Source organism: Polaribacter sp. HaHaR_3_91, assembly GCF_019278525.1.
Taxonomy (GTDB): domain Bacteria; phylum Bacteroidota; class Bacteroidia; order Flavobacteriales; family Flavobacteriaceae; genus Polaribacter.
In genome coordinates this window covers 3,376,249-3,398,182 of record NZ_CP058986.1, presented here as the reverse complement: position 1 = coordinate 3,398,182, position 21,934 = coordinate 3,376,249, and the positions used below count along the sequence as shown (strand labels likewise).

Annotated in this window: 19 protein-coding genes and 1 tRNA gene; 10 read left to right on the top strand and 10 right to left on the bottom strand. The window is 31.1% G+C overall.

Annotated features, from left to right (window positions below; genetic code table 11):
* Window positions 1-450 precede the first annotated feature (450 nt).
* The 3 genes from H0I27_RS14320 to H0I27_RS14310 all read right to left on the bottom strand — a co-directional run bounded on the left by H0I27_RS14320 (window position 451) and on the right by H0I27_RS14310 (window position 982).
* Window positions 451-527, bottom strand: a tRNA-Arg gene (locus H0I27_RS14320).
* Window positions 528-586: 59 nt separating this feature from the next.
* A complete protein-coding gene (locus H0I27_RS14315; protein ID WP_218731298.1) occupies window positions 587-817 on the bottom strand; it encodes a DUF2007 domain-containing protein in 231 nt (76 codons plus the stop codon).
* Between the two features lie 12 nt (window positions 818-829).
* Entirely contained in the window at window positions 830-982 is a 153-nt protein-coding gene (locus tag H0I27_RS14310; protein ID WP_068451056.1) for an SsrA-binding protein, read from the bottom strand.
* A 539-nt stretch (window positions 983-1,521) separates the two neighbouring features.
* On the opposite strand from H0I27_RS14310, the gene H0I27_RS14305 reads away from it, so the two are divergent.
* Window positions 1,522-2,460, top strand: a complete 939-nt coding sequence (locus tag H0I27_RS14305; RefSeq protein ID WP_218731297.1) for a calcium/sodium antiporter — start codon at window positions 1,522-1,524, stop codon at window positions 2,458-2,460.
* Window positions 2,461-2,500: 40 nt separating this feature from the next.
* On the opposite strand, the gene H0I27_RS14300 is transcribed toward H0I27_RS14305, so the two are convergent.
* Both H0I27_RS14300 and H0I27_RS14295 read right to left on the bottom strand, forming a co-directional pair.
* A complete protein-coding gene (locus H0I27_RS14300) occupies window positions 2,501-2,791 on the bottom strand; it encodes a SelT/SelW/SelH family protein (RefSeq protein ID WP_218731296.1) in 291 nt (96 codons plus the stop codon).
* Window positions 2,792-3,027: 236 nt separating this feature from the next.
* Complete coding sequence (locus tag H0I27_RS14295; RefSeq protein ID WP_218731295.1) at window positions 3,028-4,044, bottom strand: glutamine synthetase beta-grasp domain-containing protein; 1,017 nt, start codon at window positions 4,042-4,044, stop codon at window positions 3,028-3,030.
* A 166-nt stretch (window positions 4,045-4,210) separates the two neighbouring features.
* On the opposite strand from H0I27_RS14295, the gene H0I27_RS14290 reads away from it, so the two are divergent.
* From H0I27_RS14290 to H0I27_RS14255, 8 genes are all read left to right on the top strand, one after another.
* Window positions 4,211-6,394 carry a glutamine synthetase III gene (locus H0I27_RS14290; protein ID WP_218731294.1) on the top strand — a complete coding sequence of 728 codons (2,184 nt, stop codon included), beginning with the start codon at window positions 4,211-4,213 and terminating at the stop codon, window positions 6,392-6,394.
* A gap of 431 nt (window positions 6,395-6,825) precedes the next feature.
* Window positions 6,826-8,301 (top strand): hypothetical protein, encoded by a 1,476-nt coding sequence (locus H0I27_RS14285; RefSeq protein ID WP_218731293.1) that lies wholly within the window; start codon window positions 6,826-6,828, stop codon window positions 8,299-8,301.
* Window positions 8,302-8,422: 121 nt separating this feature from the next.
* Window positions 8,423-8,944, top strand: a complete 522-nt coding sequence (locus H0I27_RS14280; protein ID WP_218731292.1) for a hypothetical protein — start codon at window positions 8,423-8,425, stop codon at window positions 8,942-8,944.
* Window positions 8,945-8,957: 13 nt separating this feature from the next.
* Window positions 8,958-10,148 carry a curli production assembly/transport protein CsgE gene (locus H0I27_RS14275; protein ID WP_218731291.1) on the top strand — a complete coding sequence of 397 codons (1,191 nt, stop codon included), beginning with the start codon at window positions 8,958-8,960 and terminating at the stop codon, window positions 10,146-10,148.
* Window positions 10,149-10,154: 6 nt separating this feature from the next.
* The gene (locus H0I27_RS14270) at window positions 10,155-10,553 is read left to right on the top strand and encodes a curli production assembly/transport component CsgF (RefSeq protein ID WP_218731290.1); all 399 of its coding nucleotides are present in this window, start codon (window positions 10,155-10,157) and stop codon (window positions 10,551-10,553) included.
* 16 nt (window positions 10,554-10,569) lie between these two features.
* A complete protein-coding gene (locus H0I27_RS14265; protein ID WP_218731289.1) occupies window positions 10,570-11,922 on the top strand; it encodes a CsgG/HfaB family protein in 1,353 nt (450 codons plus the stop codon).
* Window positions 11,923-11,940: 18 nt separating this feature from the next.
* Entirely contained in the window at window positions 11,941-13,443 is a 1,503-nt protein-coding gene (locus H0I27_RS14260) for a carboxypeptidase regulatory-like domain-containing protein (protein ID WP_218731288.1), read from the top strand.
* Between the two features lie 109 nt (window positions 13,444-13,552).
* Window positions 13,553-14,752, top strand: coding sequence for an AIR synthase related protein (locus tag H0I27_RS14255; protein ID WP_218733915.1), 1,200 nt, complete (start codon window positions 13,553-13,555; stop codon window positions 14,750-14,752).
* 105 nt (window positions 14,753-14,857) lie between these two features.
* Here the strand turns inward: H0I27_RS14255 and H0I27_RS14250 are convergent, their stop codons facing one another.
* The 5 genes from H0I27_RS14250 to H0I27_RS14230 all read right to left on the bottom strand — a co-directional run bounded on the left by H0I27_RS14250 (window position 14,858) and on the right by H0I27_RS14230 (window position 18,834).
* Window positions 14,858-15,826, bottom strand: a complete 969-nt coding sequence (locus H0I27_RS14250; RefSeq protein WP_218731287.1) for an alpha/beta fold hydrolase — start codon at window positions 15,824-15,826, stop codon at window positions 14,858-14,860.
* A 9-nt stretch (window positions 15,827-15,835) separates the two neighbouring features.
* Window positions 15,836-16,816, bottom strand: coding sequence for an alpha/beta fold hydrolase (locus H0I27_RS14245; protein WP_218731286.1), 981 nt, complete (start codon window positions 16,814-16,816; stop codon window positions 15,836-15,838).
* A gap of 187 nt (window positions 16,817-17,003) precedes the next feature.
* Window positions 17,004-17,750 carry an SDR family NAD(P)-dependent oxidoreductase gene (locus tag H0I27_RS14240; protein WP_218731285.1) on the bottom strand — a complete coding sequence of 249 codons (747 nt, stop codon included), beginning with the start codon at window positions 17,748-17,750 and terminating at the stop codon, window positions 17,004-17,006.
* Between the two features lie 23 nt (window positions 17,751-17,773).
* Window positions 17,774-18,217 carry a cupin domain-containing protein gene (locus tag H0I27_RS14235; RefSeq protein WP_218731284.1) on the bottom strand — a complete coding sequence of 148 codons (444 nt, stop codon included), beginning with the start codon at window positions 18,215-18,217 and terminating at the stop codon, window positions 17,774-17,776.
* Window positions 18,218-18,270: 53 nt separating this feature from the next.
* The gene (locus H0I27_RS14230; RefSeq protein ID WP_218731283.1) at window positions 18,271-18,834 is read right to left on the bottom strand and encodes a TetR/AcrR family transcriptional regulator; all 564 of its coding nucleotides are present in this window, start codon (window positions 18,832-18,834) and stop codon (window positions 18,271-18,273) included.
* 500 nt (window positions 18,835-19,334) lie between these two features.
* On the opposite strand from H0I27_RS14230, the gene H0I27_RS14225 reads away from it, so the two are divergent.
* The gene (locus H0I27_RS14225) at window positions 19,335-21,878 is read left to right on the top strand and encodes an adenosylcobalamin-dependent ribonucleoside-diphosphate reductase (RefSeq protein WP_218731282.1); all 2,544 of its coding nucleotides are present in this window, start codon (window positions 19,335-19,337) and stop codon (window positions 21,876-21,878) included.
* The last annotated feature ends 56 nt before the right edge of the window (window positions 21,879-21,934 follow it).

Here is a 21,934-nt window from a genome sequence, read left to right as displayed (position 1 = left end):
TTTTATGGCTTTGTTTACTTCTTTTATAAAAAAGTGAGTAGTCTTTGTAAAATTCTTTTACTAAAAGTGTTTCTTTAAGTTTTAAAGGAATATTGTTTATAATAGTATCTTTTTGCAGACGTAAGTTCTTTTGTTAATTCAAATAAGTTGAATTCTTCAAATTCTGTGGCATCATTTATATAAAAACGTAACTTTTCGAAATTAGAAGTAATTATATACACGCATCCTTTTTGATTTGCTTTAAAATCAAAGGCTTGTTTTCATATGCTTTCTAAATCTTTAGTATTTCTGCTTTTTAATTCTATAACACCAACTGCAATTTAAAATAAAAACTAATTTATAAAAGGGTTTAAAAGTACGTTTTACTTTTTGTAGGATACCTTAATTCTTGTTTTGTGTGAAAATGAAAAAACCAGTAATTTCCAAATCGTTGGAAAGTACTGGTTTTATTGGTGACCATGGCAGGATTCAAACCTGCAACCTCTTGAGCCGTAATCAAGTGCGCTATTCAGTTGCGCCACATGGCCGTTAAGCGGGTGCAAATATAGTATCCTTTTTTTAAATTAGAAAGATAATTCTAGTTTTTTTATGAATTTATTTCAGTTTTAAATAAATCGACAATAGATTGCGCTTTTTCTAGGTTGTTATTTAGTACAAATAATTCTACAGAATTTGTAGGTACTCCAAAACCTGCCAATCTTCCAGACTCCACACGATCAATGATTTTAGATTCGATGTTTGCTTCGTCTAATAAGTATTTTAATCTGTTTACTAATATAGAGTTATCAGTAAATACTTTTGTATAATCTTCTGACATAATATTGTTTTTTTAGGTTAATGAATTTTTAGTTATAAAAGCTCTCCATCCAATAATAGCTAATTGAATTTTAGATGCTTTAGAGATATCCAATCCTTTTTTTGTAAAGGAAGGTAAAATTAATTTATTAATCTTTGCAAGTGTTTTAAAAACTTGTTTTTTCATGAGTTGTAAATTAGCTTTCAAATTTACTAAAATAAACAACTCAGCGTTTAAAGATTGAGTTGTTTAAAGATAAGCTACTTTTTTCTCTCTTCATTTATAGTTCTGTTATTTTTTTGTTATAATAAAATTAGAAATATAATATCAGACAGGTCTTTAATAAATTTAGTTATAATAAGAATCATAATAGTTTGGGTTTTAAGGTTAGTAATTTAGGTCAATTTCGAAATTGTTTTATCAATATATAACCACTGTAGGCTTGTTTCCAAGAGAACTATTACTTATTAATCAAATTGATTTTTTATTTATAACTAAAATCGCGTTATGTGTATTAATGTGTAACTAGGTTTGCTTTATTTTTGTTGTTTATTGTAATTATAATATGTTGTTTTTGTAAAAATATGTTAGGTTTTAAAGGGGGCGATTTGTGCTTTTTTTTAAAGTAAAGGGAAATATATTTTTAAAATGAATATTTTTTGGCTTTTCATTTTTTATTCTCTTCTTAAAGTGATAAAAATGTATCTTCGCAAAAAATAAAATTGATGAGTATTTTTTATGTTATTATTGGATTAATCTTATTAGTTGTTGGTGGTGAGTTCTTGGTAAGATCGTCTATCGGTTTATCTTTTAAGTTAAGTATATCTAAAATGGTAATTGGTATGACGGTGGTTTCTTTTGCCACTTCTGCGCCAGAATTATTAGTTAGCTTACAAGCTGCTTTAGATGGTTCACCAGCTATTGCTTTAAACAATGTTATAGGTTCTAATATTGCTAATATTGGGTTGGTTTTAGGTATTACAGCTTTAATTGGACCTATTTCGGTTAGTAAAGACTTTTATAAGCTTAATTGGCCTGTAATGATGCTTTTCTCTTTAGTTTTGTATTACTTTTTATGGAACGACAATGTTTTAACACAGTTAGAAGGTGTTATTCTCTTAGTAGGGTTGGCTGCTTTTCTATTTGTATTGATAAGAAGTGCGAGAAAAGAAGATGTGGATGTAGAAGAGGTAGATGATGCTTTGGCTTCTATAGGTTATGGTAAAATATTTGGATGGTTATTAATAGGAGGTGTTTCTCTTTATTTTGGATCGGAATTTTTAGTGAACGGAGCAAAAGATATTGCCCAGAATATGGGAATTAGTGAAGGTGTTATTTCTATTACAATGATTGCTATTGGAACTAGTGTACCCGAGTTGGCTGCTTCTGTTATTGCTGCTATGAAGGGTGAGAAAGCAATTTCTTTGGGAAACCTAATTGGTTCTAATATTTTTAATATAGCTTCTGTATTGGGGTTAACAGCTATTATTAAAGAAATACCTGTTACGGAAGCCCAGATTTTATCTAGAGATATTTTTTGGATGTTAGGGTTTGCTGCTGCTTTATTATTGTTAGTGTTTTTGCCTAAGAAGTTTATTTTAAATAGGTTTAAAGGAGCTTTTTTATTTTTAGGGTATGTATTGTTTATTTATTTAGTTCTTTAAATAGAAGGTGTCTAAAATTAGATATAAAAAAACGCTAACATTAATTTGTTGGCGTTTTTTTTCTGTCGATATGTCCTAAGTTCTTTTCTGGAGCGATAACATCTCTAATACGTCGTTTTAACTCTGTAATCTCTGGAAAACCATTTTCTTTTTTTCTAGACCAAACCAATTGGTTGTTTGCGGTAATATTAAAAATACCTCCGGTACCTGGTTTTAAGGTAAGTTCTGTAATTTCTTCTGTAAAAGTGGTTAATAGTTCTTGACTCATCCAAGAGGCTCGTAATAACCAGCCGCATTGTGTGCAGTATTCTATTTTTATATTGCTTTTCATATTTAAATGTAATTGTTTAAAATGGTATTTAAAAGTACGGAATTTTTTGTTTTTTTTAATTGCTTCTTTTTTTTTGCGTTAGGGATAGAAGTGGTATCCTTTTTTAATTTTGCGATAGCTGAAAAATTTAAAAAGATATAACGGATAGCCCGACCTTTGGTAACGCCCAAAATAATTGTATAAAAAAAGCACCTACATTGCTGTAAGTGCTTTTTAATATTTTATACTATTCGTAATTATTTAACTGGTTTAACAGTTTTAATAATTCTAGCAGCTACTTTATATGGATCTGCGTTTGAAGATGGACGACGGTCTTCTAACCATCCTTTGTATCCTTTTTCTACAACGATAATTGGAATACGAATTGATGCACCTCTATCTGAAACTCCCCAAGAGAAGTCTGTAATTGCAGCAGTTTCATGCTTACCAGTTAAACGTTGGTCGTTAAACTCACCATAAATTTCAATATGTTCTTTTACTACAGGGCGGAAAGCTTCACAAATTTCGATATACTTATCTTTAGAACCACATTCTCTTAAAATAGAGTTAGAGAAGTTAGCGTGCATTCCAGAACCATTCCAATCAGTGTCTCCTAATGGTTTTGGGTGGTACTCAATGTACATTCCTTTTCCTTCAGTTAAACGATCTAATAAATATCTAGATATCCAGATTTCATCTCCTGCTTTCTTTGCTCCTTTTGCAAATAATTGGTATTCCCATTGTCCAGACGCAACCTCTTGGTTAATTCCTTCAAAGTTTAAGCCTGCATCTATACATAAATCTGCATGCTCTTCTACTAAATCACGACCATGTGTATATAAACCTCCTACAGAACAGTAGTATTGTCCTTGTGGAGCAGGGTAACCACCTCTTGGAAATCCTAAAGGCAATCCTGTACTTGTATTCATAATAAAGTATTCTTGTTCAAAACCGAACCAGAAATCGTTATCATCATCTTCAATAGTAGCACGTGCATTAGATTCGTGTGGAGTTCCGTCTGCATTCATTACTTCATTCATTACCAACCAACCGTTAATACGATTTGGATCTGGATAAATAGCAACAGGTTTTAAAATACAGTCAGATGCTCCTCCAGAAGCTTGTTTTGTAGAAGAACCGTCAAAAGACCAAAGTCCCAATTCTTCAACTGTTCCTTTAAAATCTTCATGCTCCTCAACTTTGGTTTTACTTCTCATGTTCTGAGTTGGATAATAACCATCTAACCAAATGTATTCTAATTTAATTTTTGCCATAATATATGTGTTTATGTGATGTTCGTCCTACAAAAATCAAATATTTTCATTAGATATCAAAAAAAATAGGGGTAAAATATTTAAAATAGCTAAAAAATAATTTTATCCCTAAATTTGAAAGGGTATATTTGTATAAAGTTAAAAATAAGTAGAAAATATTACTAATATGTCAAGGATTAGATTTAATGCATTGCAAGAAACACTACGTAGAAGTCCTATAAAAGTAGTTCAGAATGAAAAAAGATCAGCTCTTTTTGGTCGGAATGTATTTAATAAATATGCTATGCAACAGTATCTTACGCGTGCTGCATACGAAAGTGTGATGAATGCAATTGATCATGGAACTAAAATAGATAGAAAAATTGCAGATCAAGTTGCGGTAAGTATGAAAGACTGGGCAATGTCTAAAGGGGCTACTCATTATACACATTGGTTTCAGCCACTTACAGGTGCTACAGCAGAAAAACATGATGCCTTTTTTGAGTCTATTAATGGCAGTCTTGCAATGGAAAAATTTGATGGAGAACAATTGGTTCAGCAAGAGCCAGATGCATCTAGTTTTCCTAATGGAGGAATTAGAAATATGTTTGAAGCTCGTGGTTATACGGCTTGGGACCCAACTTCTCCTGCTTTTATTTATGAAACAACACTTTGTATTCCAACTATTTTTGTAGCTTATACTGGGGAGGCTTTAGATAATAAGACGCCTTTGTTAAGAGCGCTACAAGCTATAGATACACATGCTACTGCTGTTTGTAAATATTTTGATAAGAATGCAAATAAAGTAAGTGCAACACTTGGTTGGGAACAAGAATTTTTTCTAATTGACGAGGCTTTAGTACTCGCAAGACAGGATATACAATTTACGGGTAGAACTTTATTAGGGCATTCGCCTGCTAAAGGACAACAACTTGATGATCATTATTTTGGAACCATTCCTGCAAGGGCTATGAGTTTTATGCAAGATTTAGAACAAGAATGTATGTTGTTAGGGATTCCTGTAAAAACCAGACATAATGAGGTTGCTCCAAATCAGTTTGAGATTGCACCAATTTATGAAGAAGCTAATTTAGCGGTGGATCATAATTCATTAATAATGGATGTGATGCAAAAAATATCAAGAAGACATCATTTTAAAGTGTTGTTGCATGAAAAACCATTTGCAGGTATAAACGGGTCTGGTAAGCACAACAATTGGTCTTTGTCTACCGGTAACGGAACTAATTTGCTAAGTCCGGGTAAAACTCCAATGAAGAACTTACAATTTCTTACCTTTTTTATCAATACCATTAAAGCAGTGTATCAATACGAAGAGTTACTGAGGGCTTCTATTGCGTCTGCAAGTAATGAATATAGATTAGGCGCTAATGAAGCACCACCTGCAATTATTTCTGTGTTTATTGGTAGTCAACTATCAGCAGTTTTAGATGAATTAGAAAATGTAACTAAAGGAAAGCTTTCACCGCAAGAAAAAACCGATTTAAAACTAAATATTATTGGTAAAATTCCCGAAATTTTATTAGATAATACGGATAGGAATAGAACTTCTCCGTTTGCATTCACAGGAAATAAATTTGAGTTTAGAGCGGTTGGTTCATTAGCAAATTGTGCAATACCAATGACTGTTTTAAATACTATTGTTGCAAAACAATTAAAAGAGTTTAAAGTTGAGGTAGATGCTCTAATAGAAGAGAAGGATCTTAAAAAAGATGAAGCTGTTTTTAATATACTAAGAGAATATATAAAAGACTCTAAGGCAATTCGTTTTGATGGAGATAGTTATGGGGAAGCTTGGGAAAAGGAAGCTAAGAAAAGAGGCTTAACTAATTATAAAACAACTCCAGAAGCTTTAAAAGTAAAAGTTTCTGAGAAAACAATTTCTTTGTTTGAGGAAATGGAGGTAATGAGTAAAGTAGAATTAGAAGCTCGTTATGAAATTGATTTAGAATCGTACGCTAAAAAGGTGCAAATAGAAGGACGTGTTTTGGCTGATATTGCAAGAAATCAAGTAGTGCCTACTGCAATAATTTATCAGAATACTTTATTGGAGAATACTAAGAACTTAAAAGAAATTTTTGGTGATGAGTATAAAAATATAGCCAAAGAGCAAATTGAGCTAGTTATGTTAATTTCTAAACATATTACTAAAATTAATGCTTTGGTAGTAAAAATGGAAGCAGAAAAAGTGAAAGCTAATAAACATTTAGGTTTTAAATTAGCGGAACAATACAGTAACAAAATAAAACCTTTTTTTGTAGATATAAGATATCATTGTGACCAACTAGAAACCTTGGTAGATGATAATTTATGGCCATTAGCTAAGTATAGGGAGTTGTTATTTACTAATTAAACGATAGGTAAATTAGTTATATCTTAAAAAGGAAGGGTTAAAAATGATAATTATTCATTTTTAACCTTTTTTTTATAGGTGTTTTCCCCTGTTTTTGTTTGTTTTTTTTACATTTAACACGTTTAAGTCATTGATTTATAGGTGTTTGTTGTTTTGTTTTGTTTGTGTTTTTTATTTTATTTTGGAATTAGATAAATAATTTTCTATATTTGACTTGTTTAAACACAGAATCGATCAAGCTATATAGTTTACAACAATTCTTTACTTTTAAGAGTTGACTGAAAATGAAAAGTTATCCCTAATAACTTAACATTTTATCCCTAATAATTTTAATTACCCCTAAAAATTTATTGTAGTATATCATATTCAATTTATATCGAATATATTTTGATATGCTTAATTTTTAACTAACGTATTTTAAATTATTTATCATGAAAAAACTAGTAATAATGGCTATGTGTTTAGCTACAGGAGCATTCTATGCTCAATCTAATACAAGTTCTGTTAATCAAACAGGAAATACAAATAACTCTACAGTAACACAGATTGGACTGACAAACGACTCTAAAGTTGTGTCTTTAGGTGATTTTAATGGATCTATTGTTAATCAAATTGGTGATTTAAATAGGTCTAATGTTATACAACATGGAGATTCAAATGCATCTGATGTAAATTCTCTTGGACGTGGAAACGGATCTCAGGTAAATCAAGCAGGAGATGGAAATGATGCAGATGTTGATCAGAATGGAAATTGGAATACATCTAGAGTAAACCAAGGTTTGGTAAATAGTGGAGGTACTATTTCTCGTATAGGAAATAGAAATGAAGCTACAGTAAATCAAGATGGTACTGATAATGGTTCTGTTGTTAATCAACGAAGTGCAACATCAGGTCAAGAGAGTAACGATAATGATGCTTTTGTAAACCAAGTTGGTGATGACAACGTAAGTGGTATAAGTCAAGATGGAGACTTCAATATGGCAGATACTAACCAGCAAGGTAATATGAATGATTCGTCTGTGAATCAAATAGGAGATTCTAATGATTCTGATGTAGATCAAATGGGTGATTCTAATATTGCTCGTACTTACCAGGGGGGAAATGGAAATAATAGTGATATAACTTCAGATGGAAATGGAAACTTTGCGGATACTGCACAACAAGGAACTTTAAATACTTCTGATGTAGATCAAGATGGAGATGGTAATTTTTCTGAAGTAGATCAGCAAGGGAATATTAATTACTCTTATGTAGGACAAATTGGAGATGATAACACATCTAATGTTTTTCAAATTGGAGATGGTAATTTTGCTCATGCTGAGCAAAATGGAATGAATAATTCTAGTGATGTAAACTCTACAGGTAATGGTAATCAAACTATTACTTTACAAGGTTATTTTGCTGGAGGAAACGATCATGTAAGTACGATTGATCAAGTAGGAGATAGCAACTATACTTTTGTTGGGCAAGATGGTACAGCTAACACCAGTGATGTGGACCAGACAGGAGACAATAACTATTCTTGGGGTGTTCAAATAGGTTTAACTAATATGACCACAGTTGACCAAATGGGTGATAGAAATAGTAGTACGGTTGATCAATTTGGTGATACTAATTCTTCTAGTGTTTACCAATGGGGAGATGATAATGTATCTAATGTAGATCAAGATGGAGACAATAATTCAAGTTTTGTGTGGCAATGGGGGAATTCAAATGACTCTAAAGTAACTCAAGATGGAATGGGTAATATGAGTGATGTACTTCAATTAGGAACAGGTAATATGAGTGATGTTTTACAGCAAGGAAACAGTAATTATAGCTTTGTTGGACAAGGAGGAAGTACTCATGTAAGTGATGTAGACCAAATTGGTAATGGTAATATATCTATTGTGTCACAAAATGACTAATATAAAACTGTTATAATTTGATATTATAAGGTATAAGAGCATAGCGTATGCTCTTATACTTTTTAAAAACAAATTTACTTTGTAATTTAGGTATAGTTGAAAATATAATAAAATATAAGTTATGAAAGCAATTTTTAAAATTTTAATAGTTTTTACAACGCTGTTTTTAGGCAATATAATTTTTGCTCAAACTTTTAAAGCTAAAGATGATACTTCACTTAGAATTTCTAGTTTTAACACACAAACTTCTCAAGAAAATTTTTTACTAAATCAACGTAATGTTGGAAGTGAAAACTTAACTACAGATAGTAATTCTGTTTATGTATTACAAGTAGGTGATAATAATAATTTAAGAAGTAATGTAAAAACATTAGAGAGTAATATCGTTATTGTGCAAAAAGGTGATCAAAACAACACTTTTTTAGAATTAAATAGTGTTAAATTAACGGAAACGGTAGTACAAATAGGGAATAATAATACATTTTTAGATTATAACTTACTAAAATCAGATGTAAGGAATACAGAAATTAATCAAACAGGGGATAATCAAAACTTAACAATGCATGGATCTAATTCTTTATCAGAAAAAATGAAAGTATCAATGCAGGGTCAAAATCAAAGTATTATTATAAGAAATTTTTAAAAACAAAAATGTTATGTTTTTATTTAGAATAAAAATAATAATAGCAACAATTATTGTATTTCTTTTAACAATTATTGGAGCTTATTCTCAGACTTATAATACAGAGGTGGAAGCAAAGCTGTTAATTAAAGAAGAAAGTGGTAATCTAAAAGTAACTGGAATTGCACTTAATAAAACATCGATAACAAAAAAATTAAGTTATAAATTATCGGTATTTAAAACAGATTCTAATAAAAATAAATCTAATAATAAACAATCTGGTTTATTTACTGTAGGTCCAAATCAAGAAAAAGATTTATCCTCAACTTCATTAAACTTTAATAAATCAACAAAAGTTATTCTTCTTCTTTTAATCTATGATGCCAATCAAGATATTGTAGGAAAGGATAGGGTTGTATTAAATGATGATAACAAAAATAATATAGGGGTAATACAAGAGATTGCTAATAAGGTTAATAATACGGCAACAAAATTGTCTACACCAATAATAAACGAAGATTTTGAAGCTAAAATTGGCACAGAGAATAAAAATGGAGTATTAATAATTAACGGTACCGTTTTTAATAAAACAGAAATAACAAGTAGTTTAAAATATAAGTTTACCATTTTTAATACAATCGAAAGTGAAAATAATATAGAAGAAGAAAAAGATAGTCGGTTTATATTATCTGCAAATGAGAAAGTTATTTTATCGTCAATGATTATTAAAATAAATGAAAATGAAAAAAAAGTAGCTGTTCTTTCTATATATAATTTAGATGATATTTTAGTCGCAGAAGATAAAATAGTGTTTAATGAAGGTTTTGAAGATGAAGTTAATAGGCAGAAAGAATTAGATAAAAAGTTAAAGCAAGAGCAAGAAGGTTCAAAAGATCTCAGTGTAGAAGCTATAGATGGTGTAGAGTTAAGAGGTATTGTTGTAGAGGATACTAAAACAAAACCAGGTAGAGACTTCTATAAGTTATTTTCTTCATTATATACGAGAAACAATATTGATGGCAATGAGGTGGTAAAAATTAAAGAAGTTTTAGCTATTGGAAGAAATACTAAAATTGAAGTTATTGTAGGAGATGATGTGGTGTTTTCGTTTTTTGTAAGACCTAGTATAGATTATTTAACAAAAATAAATGATTATGCCATTATTAAAGTATATAGGCACTTTAAAAATTCAGAAAAAGAATCTAAAATAATTAAATACTACTAAAAAGATATGAAAAGAAATTTATTAATTATATTATTCTTAACCGGATATGTATGTGTAGGTCAGCAGCTTTCTTATAAGCCTATAAATCCTGCTTTTGGTGGTGAAACGTTTAATTATCAATGGTTATTAAATTCTGCAAACGCACAAAATTCTTTTAAAGACCCTAGTATTGCTCTAGGAGGAGAAGAAGGTTCGTTAGCTGAGTTTTCAGAATCGTTAAATAGGCAAATACTAAGTCAGTTGTCTAGGTCTTTGTTTAATACGCAATTAGGGGAAGATTTAAAAGAAGGTAATTTCTCTTTTGGTAGCTTGGCTTTAGAAATTTATGACTCTGCAGAAGGTTTGGTTGTTAATATTTTAGACACAGACACTGGAGAGCAAACACAAATTATAGTACCTAACTAATATCTTAATCACTTATATGTTAAATTATAGATATACTATTATACTACTGTTATTCTTTACTAGTTGTGGCTCTTTTTATAATCAACCTTTTGAACAGGAACGAGCAAGATTAGGAGAAACGACAGTGCCAACTCAGAAGTTAAAAAAATTCCCTTTGCCACAGGAACCTATAGTAGCGGCCGTATATAATTTTAAAGACCAAACAGGTCAATACAAAGCTATAGAAAATGGTAGTACTTTTAGTACTGCAGTTTCACAAGGAGCTACCACAATGTTAAATAAGGCTTTAGAAGATTCTAATTGGTTTACAGTTGTAGAAAGAGAGAACCTTAGTAATCTTTTAAATGAAAGAAATATAATAAGGTCTACTAGAGCAGAGTTTACAAAGAATAATAAAGCGCAAACGAATACTCCTAATTTGCCTGCTCTTTTATTTGCTGGAGTACTGTTAGAAGGAGGTGTTATATCTTATGATACAAATATAATTACTGGTGGTGCGGGAGCTAGATATCTTGGTATTGGTGGTTCAACAGAATATAGGCAAGACAGAATTACTGTGTATTTAAGGGCGGTTTCTACATCTAATGGAAAGATCTTGAAAACAGTATATATATCTAAAACAATCTTATCTCAGGCATTAGCGCTAAATTTATTTAAGTATGTTAAGTTTCAAAAGTTATTAGAATCTGAGGTTGGCTTTACCAAAAACGAACCTGTTCAATTAGCTGTTAAGGAAGCTATAGATAAAGCGGTAGAAAATTTAATTATAGAAGGTATTATTGATGGATTTTGGGCGCCTGCTGGTGGTGAAGAAGTAGTAGATTTTGTAAAGAAGAATTACAAGAAAGAGCAAGAGGAGGCAAAGTTAACAGAGTTGTTTAATAGAAAAAAAGAGCATAGGCGAGGTAAAATAGGTGTAGGACTTGTGGGGGGAGTGTCTAAAATTGTTGGTGATTATTCTGATGCAGAGTTTGGTTTTGGGGCTGATATGTTACTCAAATTCATGTTAAATAAATCTAGGTTTGCATTTTCTATAGGATTAGGTTCTAGTACGCTTTCTAATAAAAACATATTTGAAAAAAGAATTTATGATTCTAATGTAAATTTTGAATACTATCTATTACCCTATGATAAAATTACTCCTTATGCATACATTGGTGTTGGTTCAATTTCAACTAAAAATTTAAGTGATAATTACTTTAAATATCAATATGGTATTGGTTTAGAGTATTTTGTTACAGATAAATTAGGGTTGATTTTAAGAGGTGAGCAAAATATTATATCAACAGACAACTTAGATCTTTTGGTTAGGGGAGAAAAAAACGATAAGATTTGGAATGTTAGGGCTGGAATTAATTTTTATTTTTAAAAAACAAAATATATTAGTATGAAAATTTTACGAAAAATATTAGTTCTTATAACTCTAGTTTTAATTTTTAGTTGTGGTGAAGAGACTACTTTTGGTGTTGTAGAATTTGGCGAAATAACAGGAAGGGTTGTAAAAGCTAATAGTTTTGAGCCTATAGAGAATGCCAAAATTACTTTATCTCCAACAAATAATACAACATTTACAGATGCTAACGGAGAGTTTTTTTATGAAGAAGTGCCTGTAAATGAATATTCGATTGAAGCTTCAAAAGAAGATTTTTTAACTAGTTTTGAGCCTGTTTCTGTAGAGGTAGATGCTACAGTAAACATAGTCTTTGAAATGCAGGGAGAGTCTACACTTAATATTCCGCCAACAACTCCGGTGTTAATATTGCCAATTGATGGTGCAGTAGATATCGATAGTTCAGTAGAGTTGGTTTGGTCTTCTTTAAGTGTAGATGATGATGAATTAACGTATAGATTAGAGATTAAAAATGATTTTGATAATAATGTAATTCAAGTTCAAAATCTTAGTGATACAACTTATGTGGTTCCTAATTTAAAATTTGGTGTTAAGTATTTTTGGCAAGTAGCAGTAACAGATAATATAAATTCTGAAGTGCTAAGTGCTTCAAATTCATTTACAGTTAAGGGTGATCCAAAGAATAGGTATACTTACGTTAGGGTTGAAGGGGGGAATAATGTCATTTATTCATCAAGTTTAGATGAAGATTTTAATGAAATTAATACTATTAAATTAACAGAATCTAACTCAAATTCATGGAGACCTAGAAAAAATAATACTGTAAATTTAATAGCTTTTTTAAGATTGTATAACAATGAGGTTCATATTTTTACCATGAAACCAAATGGATCGGAGGTAAAAAGAGTAACTTCCGATATCGCTGTTAATGCTTTTGATTTGAATGAAGTGGATTTCTCTTGGTCAACAACGGGTGATCAACTTATTTATCCGAGTTTTGATAAGTTATATCTGATTAATAAAGATGGTAGTGGTCTTCAAATGATATATAAAACAACAAATGGACACTTAATTACCGAATGTGATTGGAGTAATGACGGTACTAAGATAGTGTTAAGAACAAATAATTCTGATGGTTATGATGGTGCTATTTATACTATTGATATGAGTGGGAATGTACTAAATACAGTTGTCTCTGCAAATGTTGGTGCTTTAGGTGGCTTAAATTTGTCTGTAGATGGTAACTTATTAATTTATACTAAAGATGTAAGTGATTTTCAATCATCAAATTATAGAAGATTGAATAATAAAGTTTTTAAGTATAATTTTTCTACAATGACCGAGACAGAAATGATTATTTCTAAACCGCCAGGAACAAATGATTTAGATCCAAGATTCTCACCTAATGAGGCTGAAATAATTTATGTAAATACATCTAACGATGGTATTTCGGAAAAGAAAATATTTACATCTCCAATTGATGGAGATAATCGTAGAGAAGAAGTTTTTACAGAAGCAATTATGCCAGATTGGGAGTAATTAAAACTGAAATATTAATAAGAAAGAACCAAATGATCAAAAATCATTTGGTTTTTTTATGATGCCACATAAAAGAAAGTTAAATTTGCAGCAACAACAACACAACAACATGAGTCAAGAAGTTTCTAAAAGATACGCACAAAGAGGTGTTTCGGCATCAAAAGAAGATGTACACAATGCAATTAAGAATATAGACAAGGGCTTGTTTCCTAAAGCATTTTGTAAAATTGTTCCAGATTATTTAACAAACGATGATGATTATTGTCTAATAATGCATGCAGATGGAGCAGGTACAAAATCTTCTTTAGCCTACATGTATTGGAAAGAAACTGGCGATATTTCTGTATGGAAAGGCATTGCTCAAGATGCTTTAATCATGAATATTGATGATTTATTGTGTGTGGGAGCAACAGATAATATTATGTTGTCTTCTACAATCGGTAGAAATAAAAGTAAAATTCCTGGAGAAGTTTTATCTGCAATTATAAACGGAACAGAAGAATTAATCCAAGACTTAAAAGGTTTTGGGGTTACCATTCATTCTACCGGAGGAGAAACTGCAGATGTGGGCGATTTAGTTCGTACCATTATTGTAGATTCTACAGTAACTGCACGTATGAAACGTACCGATGTTGTTGATAACGCAAACATAAAAGCAGGTGATGTAATTGTTGGTTTAGAATCTTTTGGACAAGCAAGTTACGAAACTGAATATAACGGAGGTATGGGGTCTAACGGATTAACATCAGCAAGACACGATGTTTTTCATAAATATTTAACAGAAAAATATCCAGAAAGTTTTGATGCTGCTGTTCCTGAAGAGTTAGTGTACTCTGGTAATACAAAATTAACAGACAAGGTAGAAAATTCTCCCATTGATGCTGGTAAATTAGTATTGTCACCAACAAGAACGTATGCGCCAATTATTAAAAAAATATTATCTAATTTTTCTTCGGATACAGTACACGGAATGATTCATTGTTCTGGTGGAGCTCAAACCAAAATATTACACTTTGTGGATGAATTACATATTATAAAAGACAATATGTTTCCAGTTCCACCATTATTTAAGTTGATACAAGAGCAATCTAAAACAGATTGGAAAGAAATGTATCAAGTTTTTAACTGTGGTCATAGAATGGAAATTTATGTTAATCCAGAAATTGCAGAAGATATTATTGCTATTTCTAAATCTTTTAATGTAGATGCAAAAATTGTAGGTAGAGTAGAAGCTTTTCATTCTGATGCAGATCAGGATCAAACTAAAAAATTAACGATTACAAGTGAGTACGGTGTATTTGAATATTAAAATACCAACTTATTCTTAAAATATATTAAAATTAAAACTCCAACTGCTTTTAAAAAGTAGTTGGAGTTTTTAGTTTTGTTTAGCGAATGTGTTTGTGGTATCTCGTTATTCTATTTCATTTTTAGATAAAAATTCTAAAATAAGTTTTGCTATCTCTCTCGTTTTTTCTTCAGATGCAAAATGACCAGCATCCAATAAGTGTAACTCGGCATTGGGTAAATCTTTTAAATAAGCCTTTGCTCCATTAGCATTAAATTTCAAATCCTTTTTTCCCCAAGTAATTAATGTTTTTGGTTGATTTTCTCTCAACATTTTTTGCCATTTAGGGTATCTAATCAAATTGGTGTTGTAATCTTTAAATAGCTGCACTTGGATTTCTCTGTCTTTTTTAGATTTTAGAAATGCTAAATCGTGTGTCCAAGCATCCGGACTTTGAATATTGATATTTGTAGCGTCTAAATCAAATACATATTGCTTGTTTATTATGGCATCTTCACTTGTTAAACTATATAAAAAATCATGCTTTTCCTGCGAGGTGTCTGTTTGTGCTGATCTAAAAAAATCTTGTCGTTTAGGCGTTAAACCTTCCAAATAAGCATTGGCGTTCTGAACAATTAAAGCTTCTATTCGTTTAGGATTTTTCGTCATCATTCGATATCCAATAGGAGCACCAAAATCTTGCATGTACATCACATAGTTTTCAATTTGAAGTGTATCGATAAGCTTTTCTGTATAAGTTGCCAACAAATCAAACGTATACGTTGTAGTTGCAGGATCTAAATGTGTGCTATAACCCGAGCCTAAATTATCTGGAGCAATAACATGGTAATTCGTCGCCAACATAGGAATCAGGTTTCTATAACTATGTGATGAAGAAGGGTAACCATGTAGCAACACAATTGTCGGATTACTTTTATCTCCAGCTTCTCTATAAAATAGTTTTATACTATCAATTTCTGCATAATTATGCGTTGTAGCTGGTGGTAAAAAGAACTGTTTCTCATGTTCTTTTGATGTATTTTCACACCCAAATAAAGAGGTTAAGATGACTAAAATTAACGCAAATTGTTTCATACTGTATTTCTATTTATTCAGGTTTCTCATGAAAACTCTCATGTTTTCAATAATAGCGTCACCATCTTCTTCTAAAGCAAAATGACCGGTATCATAAATGTTGTAATCTATGTTTTTTACGTCTTTTTTAAATGCTGCAGCTCCACTTTCAGGAAAGAAAGCATCATTTTTACCCCAAACTATTAATAATGGTGGTTGATAGTCTCTTAAATATTGTTGCCATTTTGGATATAGCTTTACATTATTCTGATAATCATAAAATAAATCTAAATTTACGGCATGTGCATTTGGTCTAGACAATCTTAAGAAATCTAAATTATAAGTATCAGGGTCTACAGTCTCAGAATCTCTAACACCGTGTGTGTATTGCCATTTTAGACCCTCTAAAGAAAAAGCAGGTAATAAAGCATCTTCGGTTTCTTTAGTTCTATTTTTCCAAAGTGCTCTTATTCCAGCCCAAGCTTCACCTAAACCTTCTTCATAAGCATTTCCGTTTTGGTTTATGATTGCTGTAATTCTTTCGGGATGCGCTGTTGCTAATCTAAAACCAATAGGAGCACCATAATCTTGAATCATGATTGCATAAGAATCGATTTTTTTTTGCTCTAAAAATGAATCTACAACCACTGCAATATTATCAAACGTATATTGAAACGTTTCAGCATCTGGAAAATCACTGTTACCAAAACCAGGATAGTCAGGAGCGATTAAATGAAACTCGTTAGATAATTGCGCTAATACTTTTCTGTATTGATATGAAGATGCAGGAAAACCATGTAGTAAAACAATGGTTGGGTTATTAACATTTCCTGCTTCTCTATAGGCAATGTTAATTCCATTAACTTCTAATGTTTTATATTTTAAGGTTGATTTTTGATTTTCACCAATAGCTAATGAAGCGCTTGAAGCATTATTCATTTCAGATGTTACCTCCTCTTTACAAGAGCTGAAGAGTAAAACGATACTTAAGGCTAGGACTACGTTTTTCATAATTTAAATTTAAGTCTCAAATTAATTTTGAGAGAATTGGATAGAAGAGGTCATCTAAAAAGAAATGAATCTTGTCATGCTGAACTTGTTTCAGTGTCATAATTTGTTGATATTCAGGTTTGAAATAATCTGAAATAAATTAAGATTGACAAAAATTTACTTTTTAGATAGCCTCTTTCTTATTTTTTTAGTTTCTACCAGCCATAACACCACCATCGGTATCCCAAATAGCACCTGTTACCCAGGCAGCTTTGTCTGATAATAAGAAAATGATACTATTAGCAATATCTTCCGATTCTCCAAAACGACCTATAGGGTGAAAACCATTAAAGCCAACCAATGCTTCTTTAGCAGCTTCTTCACCTCCAAAAACACCATGATACACAGGCGTGTTTACTAGGGCTGGAGACACAGCATTTACACGAATATTATCTTCAGCTAATTCCATTGCTAAATGTTGAGTTAACGAATGTAAACCAGCTTTTTGCATAGAATATGCAGAAGAAGGTGTTGCTTTTATAGCTTGTTTTGCCCACATAGACCCTACATTTACAATAGACCCTCCATTTGTAGCTTTCATTTTTTTAGCAGCGCTCTGTGTAATAAAAAAGAAGCCTCTGTTTAAATCTTGATAAGAATTGTAATCTTCCATAGTATGATCTAAAAATGGTTTAGGGCCAAAAATTCCTGAAGCATTTACTAAATAATCTAAGTTCTCTAAACCATCAATTTTAGCTATTAAAGCATCAACTTCAGTGGTGTTAGATATGTTTGCCGTGTGTTTAATTAAGTTTGGTGCGTCTGCAATTTTATCAGTATTTCTTCCTACAACATATACTGTTGCACCACCTTCTAATAATGCATTTGTTGTTGCATTACCGATACCACTTGTTCCGCCAATTACTAAGGCTACTTTGTTTGCAAATTCTTTCATTTTATTTATTGTTTTATTATTAATTAATTCCAATTTGGTTTTTTCTCAATTAAGTATCCGTCGGAAACATTGCTTCCTTCGAATGAGTTTTCTTTGGCTTGAATTACGATAAAAGAGAAAGGTGCATCCGAATTATTTCTGATAGCCCTTTCTGTATCTGTTGCAACTCTTACAATCGTCCCCTCCTTTAGATCTACATAATTATCATTGAGAAGTAATTGACCTTTCCCTTTAATGGCGATATATATTTCTTCGTTCTCTTTGTGTTTATGAAGGAGTTGAATTGCAGTGTGTGGTTCCATTGTATTAAATGATATTTCTGAGCTGGTTAATCCTAGCTCATCTTTTACAAACTTTTTACCATCTAATTTAAAATCTGGACTTGGTTGAAATACATTTTCAGTAAGATTTGAGAATTCACCTAATTCTAGCTTTGAATACTCTCTTGATATTTTGTTTTCTTTCATTATGAATTGCGGTAAAAAGACAGACAGGTCTGTCTTTTATGGGTTAAAATTTTTTAAGTTATTATTTTTTCACATAAATTTTTAGCCTCTATAATAGGCCAATCCTTTTGATGTAAGTGGCTTTCTCCTACCGCACTTTCGTAAAGTAAGTAAATTTGTCTTGCTAGTGAACTTACTTGTTCACTTTTAACTTGCTCTAAATTGTTAGTAATTAGTTTTGTTATAAGTGCAATAAACTCGTTTTTTTGAGATTGAATTTCATTCCTAATAATCTCATTATCTTTTGGTATTTCTGAAACTGTTTTAATACACCAACATCCATTAAAATCTTTATCTTGATAAAATAATCGAAGGAAATCGAATATCGCTAAGATTTGATCTGTTCCTTTTGGTTTTGATGTGGTGAACTTTTCAAAATCTTCAATAAAATTAATATTCTTAAATTGAAGATAGGCCAAACAAATCTCTTCTTTAGATTTAAAATGATTGTAAAGCGTGGCCTTAGCAATACCAGTTTCTGCAATAATTTGGTTTATACCTGTAGAATTATACCCATTCTTATAAAATAAAAATGAGGCTGTTTCAGTAATTCTATTTTTTACTTCACTATGTTTCATACTGCAAATATATAATAAAATACTTAAAACAGACAAGTCTGTCTATTTTTTTATTGAATAACTTAATTGATTACTACTATTTATAAATAAATAGATTGCTTTTGAAGTTAGGTTTAAGTATTCTAAAAGATAATACTTGTTTAGAATCATTATAAAAACATAGAACTTTATAGTTTTCCGTAGTTTAAAATATTGCTTACTGAAAAGTCGAAAAAGGGTGTTATTTAAGTCTTTTTTTATGATTAAAAGTCCTTTATTTTTTATACAAATGGTCTAAATAAATTTTAAAATGCTGATTTTTAGTGATGTCATTTTACGCAATAATAATTTAGTAAAAATAAATTTATTTGTTAACTTTTTTGTGTTGATAAGTTTTATTTAGTTGGTTTTTAGTTGTTTAATTTTATTTCTTGTAAACTTTATGATAATTGTCACCTTTTAGGTTGTACATTTGTGGGATATTTATCCGACAAAAAATAATCTAATTGCTGTATAATACAATGAAATCTTCTACAATACTTACTCCAACAAAAACATATTCTAGAGAGGAAGCTTTAAAAGCTGCTCTTAACTATTTTAAAGGCGATGAATTAGCTGCAAGTGTGTGGTTAAATAAATATGCTTTAAAAGATTCTGCTGATAACATTTACGAAAGCACACCTGATGAAATGCATCAAAGAATTGCTTCGGAAATTGCTAGAGTAGAGCAAAAATATACCAACCCATTAACGGAATCAGAAATTTTTGATGCTATCAAGAATTTTAAATATATCGTACCTCAAGGAAGTCCGATGGCAGGAATTGGAAATCCTTTTCAAATTGCATCTTTGTCTAACTGTTTTGTAATTGGTAACAATGGCGAATCAGATTCCTACGGAGGAATCATGAAGATAGACCAAGAACAAGTACAGTTAATGAAACGTAGAGGTGGTGTTGGACATGATTTGTCTCATATCCGTCCTAAAGGATCTCCAGTAAAAAATTCTGCATTAACATCAACAGGAATTGTCCCTTTTATGGAGCGTTATTCAAATTCTACTAGAGAGGTTGCGCAAGATGGTAGAAGAGGAGCGTTAATGTTATCTGTTTCTATCAATCATCCAGATGCAGAAGATTTTATTGATGCAAAACTAGAGCAAGGCAAAGTTACTGGAGCAAACGTTTCAGTAAGAATTGACGATGTGTTTATGAAAGCCGTAAAAGGAGATGGAACGTACTTGCAAAAATATCCCACGTTTAGTGAAAACCCTTTGTATACAAAAGAAATTGAAGCTACTAAAATTTGGAAGAAAATTGTACACAATGCATGGAAATCTGCAGAACCAGGAATATTATTCTGGGATACGATTATCAATGAATCTGTGCCAGATTGTTATGCAGATTTAGGGTATAAAACGGTTTCTACAAATCCTTGTGGTGAGATTCCTTTATGTCCGTATGATTCTTGTCGTTTATTAGCGATGAACTTGTTTTCTTATGTAGAAAACCCGTTTACAAAAAAAGCTGAATTCAATTTTGAATTGTTCAAAAAACATATTGTGGTTGCGCAAAGAATGATGGATGACATCATTGACTTAGAGTTAGAAAAAATAGACGGAATTTTAGCAAAGATTGATGCAGATCCAGAAGAGGAAGTTGTAAAAGCAACTGAAAGAAATCTGTGGATGAATATCAAGCATAAAGCAGAAGAAGGTAGAAGAACAGGGATAGGAATTACTGCAGAAGGAGATATGTTGGCTGCTTTGGGTATTCGTTATGGAAGTGAAGAAGGAAATACTTTTTCTACTGAAGTACACAAAGTATTAGGTGTTGAAACGTACAGGGCTTCTGTAAATTTAGCAAAAGAAAGAGGTGCGTTTGCTATTTTTGATGCAGACAGAGAAAAAGAAAATCCTTTTATTTTAAGATTAAAAGAAGCAGATAGTAAACTGTATTATGAAATGTTAGAACATGGTCGTAGAAATATAGCCTTGTTAACGATTGCTCCAACAGGAACTACTAGTTTAATGACACAAACATCGTCTGGTATAGAGCCTGTTTTTATGCCTGTATATAAGCGTAGAAAAAAGGTGAACCCAAATGATAAAGGGATTAGAGTAGATTTTGTGGATGAGGTTGGCGATTCTTGGGAAGAATATGTTGTTTTTCATCATCGTTTTAAACAATGGATGGAAGTAAATAATATCGATTCTTCTAAGAATTTTACGCAAGAAGAAATTGATGAATTGGTTAAAAAATCTCCATATTACAAAGCAACTTCCAATGATATTGATTGGAATAGCAAAGTAGAAATGCAAGGAGCTATCCAAAAATGGGTAGATCATTCTATTAGTGTTACTGTTAATTTACCAAATGATGCAACAGAAGAATTGGTTGGTGAATTGTATTTAAAAGCGTGGGAAGTTGGTTGTAAAGGGGTAACCGTTTATAGAGATGGTTCTCGTTCTGGAGTATTAATTTCGGCAGATGATAAGAAAGAAGTTACAACTACAAATTTTTCTAAGAAACGTCCTCAAATTTTAGAAGCAGATGTGGTTCGTTTTCAAAATCAAAAAGAAAAATGGATTGCTTTTGTAGGTTTGGTTGATAACAGGCCTTATGAGATTTTTACAGGATTAACAGATGATGAAGACGGAATTTTAATTCCGCGTTGGGTAGACAAAGGCTTGATCATTAAAAATAAAAACGAAGAAGGACTTACAAGATACGATTTTCAATATCAAAATAAAAGAGGTTATAAAACAACGATAGAAGGGTTGTCTCATAAGTTTAATCCAGAATTTTGGAACTATGCAAAACTAATTTCGGGAACTATTCGTCACGGTATGCCAATTGATAAAATTGTAGAATTGATACAAAGTTTACAGTTCGATTCCGAATCTATCAGTACTTGGAAAAACGGAGTTCAACGTGCTTTAAAACGTTATGTAGAAGATGGTACGGAAGTAAAAGGACATACTTGTGATAATTGTGACTCTACAAATTTAATTTATCAAGAAGGATGTTTAACGTGTAAAGATTGTGGTTCTTCTAAATGTGGATAGAATTTTATACATGAAATAAAAACGCCAAATGCTTTTTAAGTATTTGGCGTTTTTTT

Excerpts from the sequence above, each read along its gene's own strand:
- H0I27_RS14310 (WP_068451056.1), bottom strand. The coding sequence starts at position 982 with ATGAAAAAACAAGTTTTTAAAACACTTGCAAAGATTAATAAATTAATT.
- H0I27_RS14290 (WP_218731294.1), top strand. The coding sequence starts at position 4,211 with ATGTCAAGGATTAGATTTAATGCATTGCAAGAAACACTACGTAGAAGT.
- H0I27_RS14305 (WP_218731297.1), top strand. The coding sequence starts at position 1,522 with ATGAGTATTTTTTATGTTATTATTGGATTAATCTTATTAGTTGTTGGT.
- H0I27_RS14315 (WP_218731298.1), bottom strand. The coding sequence starts at position 817 with ATGTCAGAAGATTATACAAAAGTATTTACTGATAACTCTATATTAGTA.
- H0I27_RS14250 (WP_218731287.1), bottom strand. The coding sequence starts at position 15,826 with ATGAAACAATTTGCGTTAATTTTAGTCATCTTAACCTCTTTATTTGGG.
- H0I27_RS14240 (WP_218731285.1), bottom strand. The coding sequence starts at position 17,750 with ATGAAAGAATTTGCAAACAAAGTAGCCTTAGTAATTGGCGGAACAAGT.
- H0I27_RS14255 (WP_218733915.1), top strand. The coding sequence starts at position 13,553 with ATGAGTCAAGAAGTTTCTAAAAGATACGCACAAAGAGGTGTTTCGGCA.
- H0I27_RS14245 (WP_218731286.1), bottom strand. The coding sequence starts at position 16,816 with ATGAAAAACGTAGTCCTAGCCTTAAGTATCGTTTTACTCTTCAGCTCT.
- H0I27_RS14225 (WP_218731282.1), top strand. The coding sequence starts at position 19,335 with ATGAAATCTTCTACAATACTTACTCCAACAAAAACATATTCTAGAGAG.
- H0I27_RS14230 (WP_218731283.1), bottom strand. The coding sequence starts at position 18,834 with ATGAAACATAGTGAAGTAAAAAATAGAATTACTGAAACAGCCTCATTT.
- H0I27_RS14300 (WP_218731296.1), bottom strand. The coding sequence starts at position 2,791 with ATGAAAAGCAATATAAAAATAGAATACTGCACACAATGCGGCTGGTTA.
- H0I27_RS14235 (WP_218731284.1), bottom strand. The coding sequence starts at position 18,217 with ATGAAAGAAAACAAAATATCAAGAGAGTATTCAAAGCTAGAATTAGGT.
- H0I27_RS14270 (WP_218731290.1), top strand. The coding sequence starts at position 10,155 with ATGAAAAGAAATTTATTAATTATATTATTCTTAACCGGATATGTATGT.
- H0I27_RS14285 (WP_218731293.1), top strand. The coding sequence starts at position 6,826 with ATGAAAAAACTAGTAATAATGGCTATGTGTTTAGCTACAGGAGCATTC.
- H0I27_RS14295 (WP_218731295.1), bottom strand. The coding sequence starts at position 4,044 with ATGGCAAAAATTAAATTAGAATACATTTGGTTAGATGGTTATTATCCA.
- H0I27_RS14275 (WP_218731291.1), top strand. The coding sequence starts at position 8,958 with ATGTTTTTATTTAGAATAAAAATAATAATAGCAACAATTATTGTATTT.
- H0I27_RS14265 (WP_218731289.1), top strand. The coding sequence starts at position 10,570 with ATGTTAAATTATAGATATACTATTATACTACTGTTATTCTTTACTAGT.
- H0I27_RS14280 (WP_218731292.1), top strand. The coding sequence starts at position 8,423 with ATGAAAGCAATTTTTAAAATTTTAATAGTTTTTACAACGCTGTTTTTA.
- H0I27_RS14260 (WP_218731288.1), top strand. The coding sequence starts at position 11,941 with ATGAAAATTTTACGAAAAATATTAGTTCTTATAACTCTAGTTTTAATT.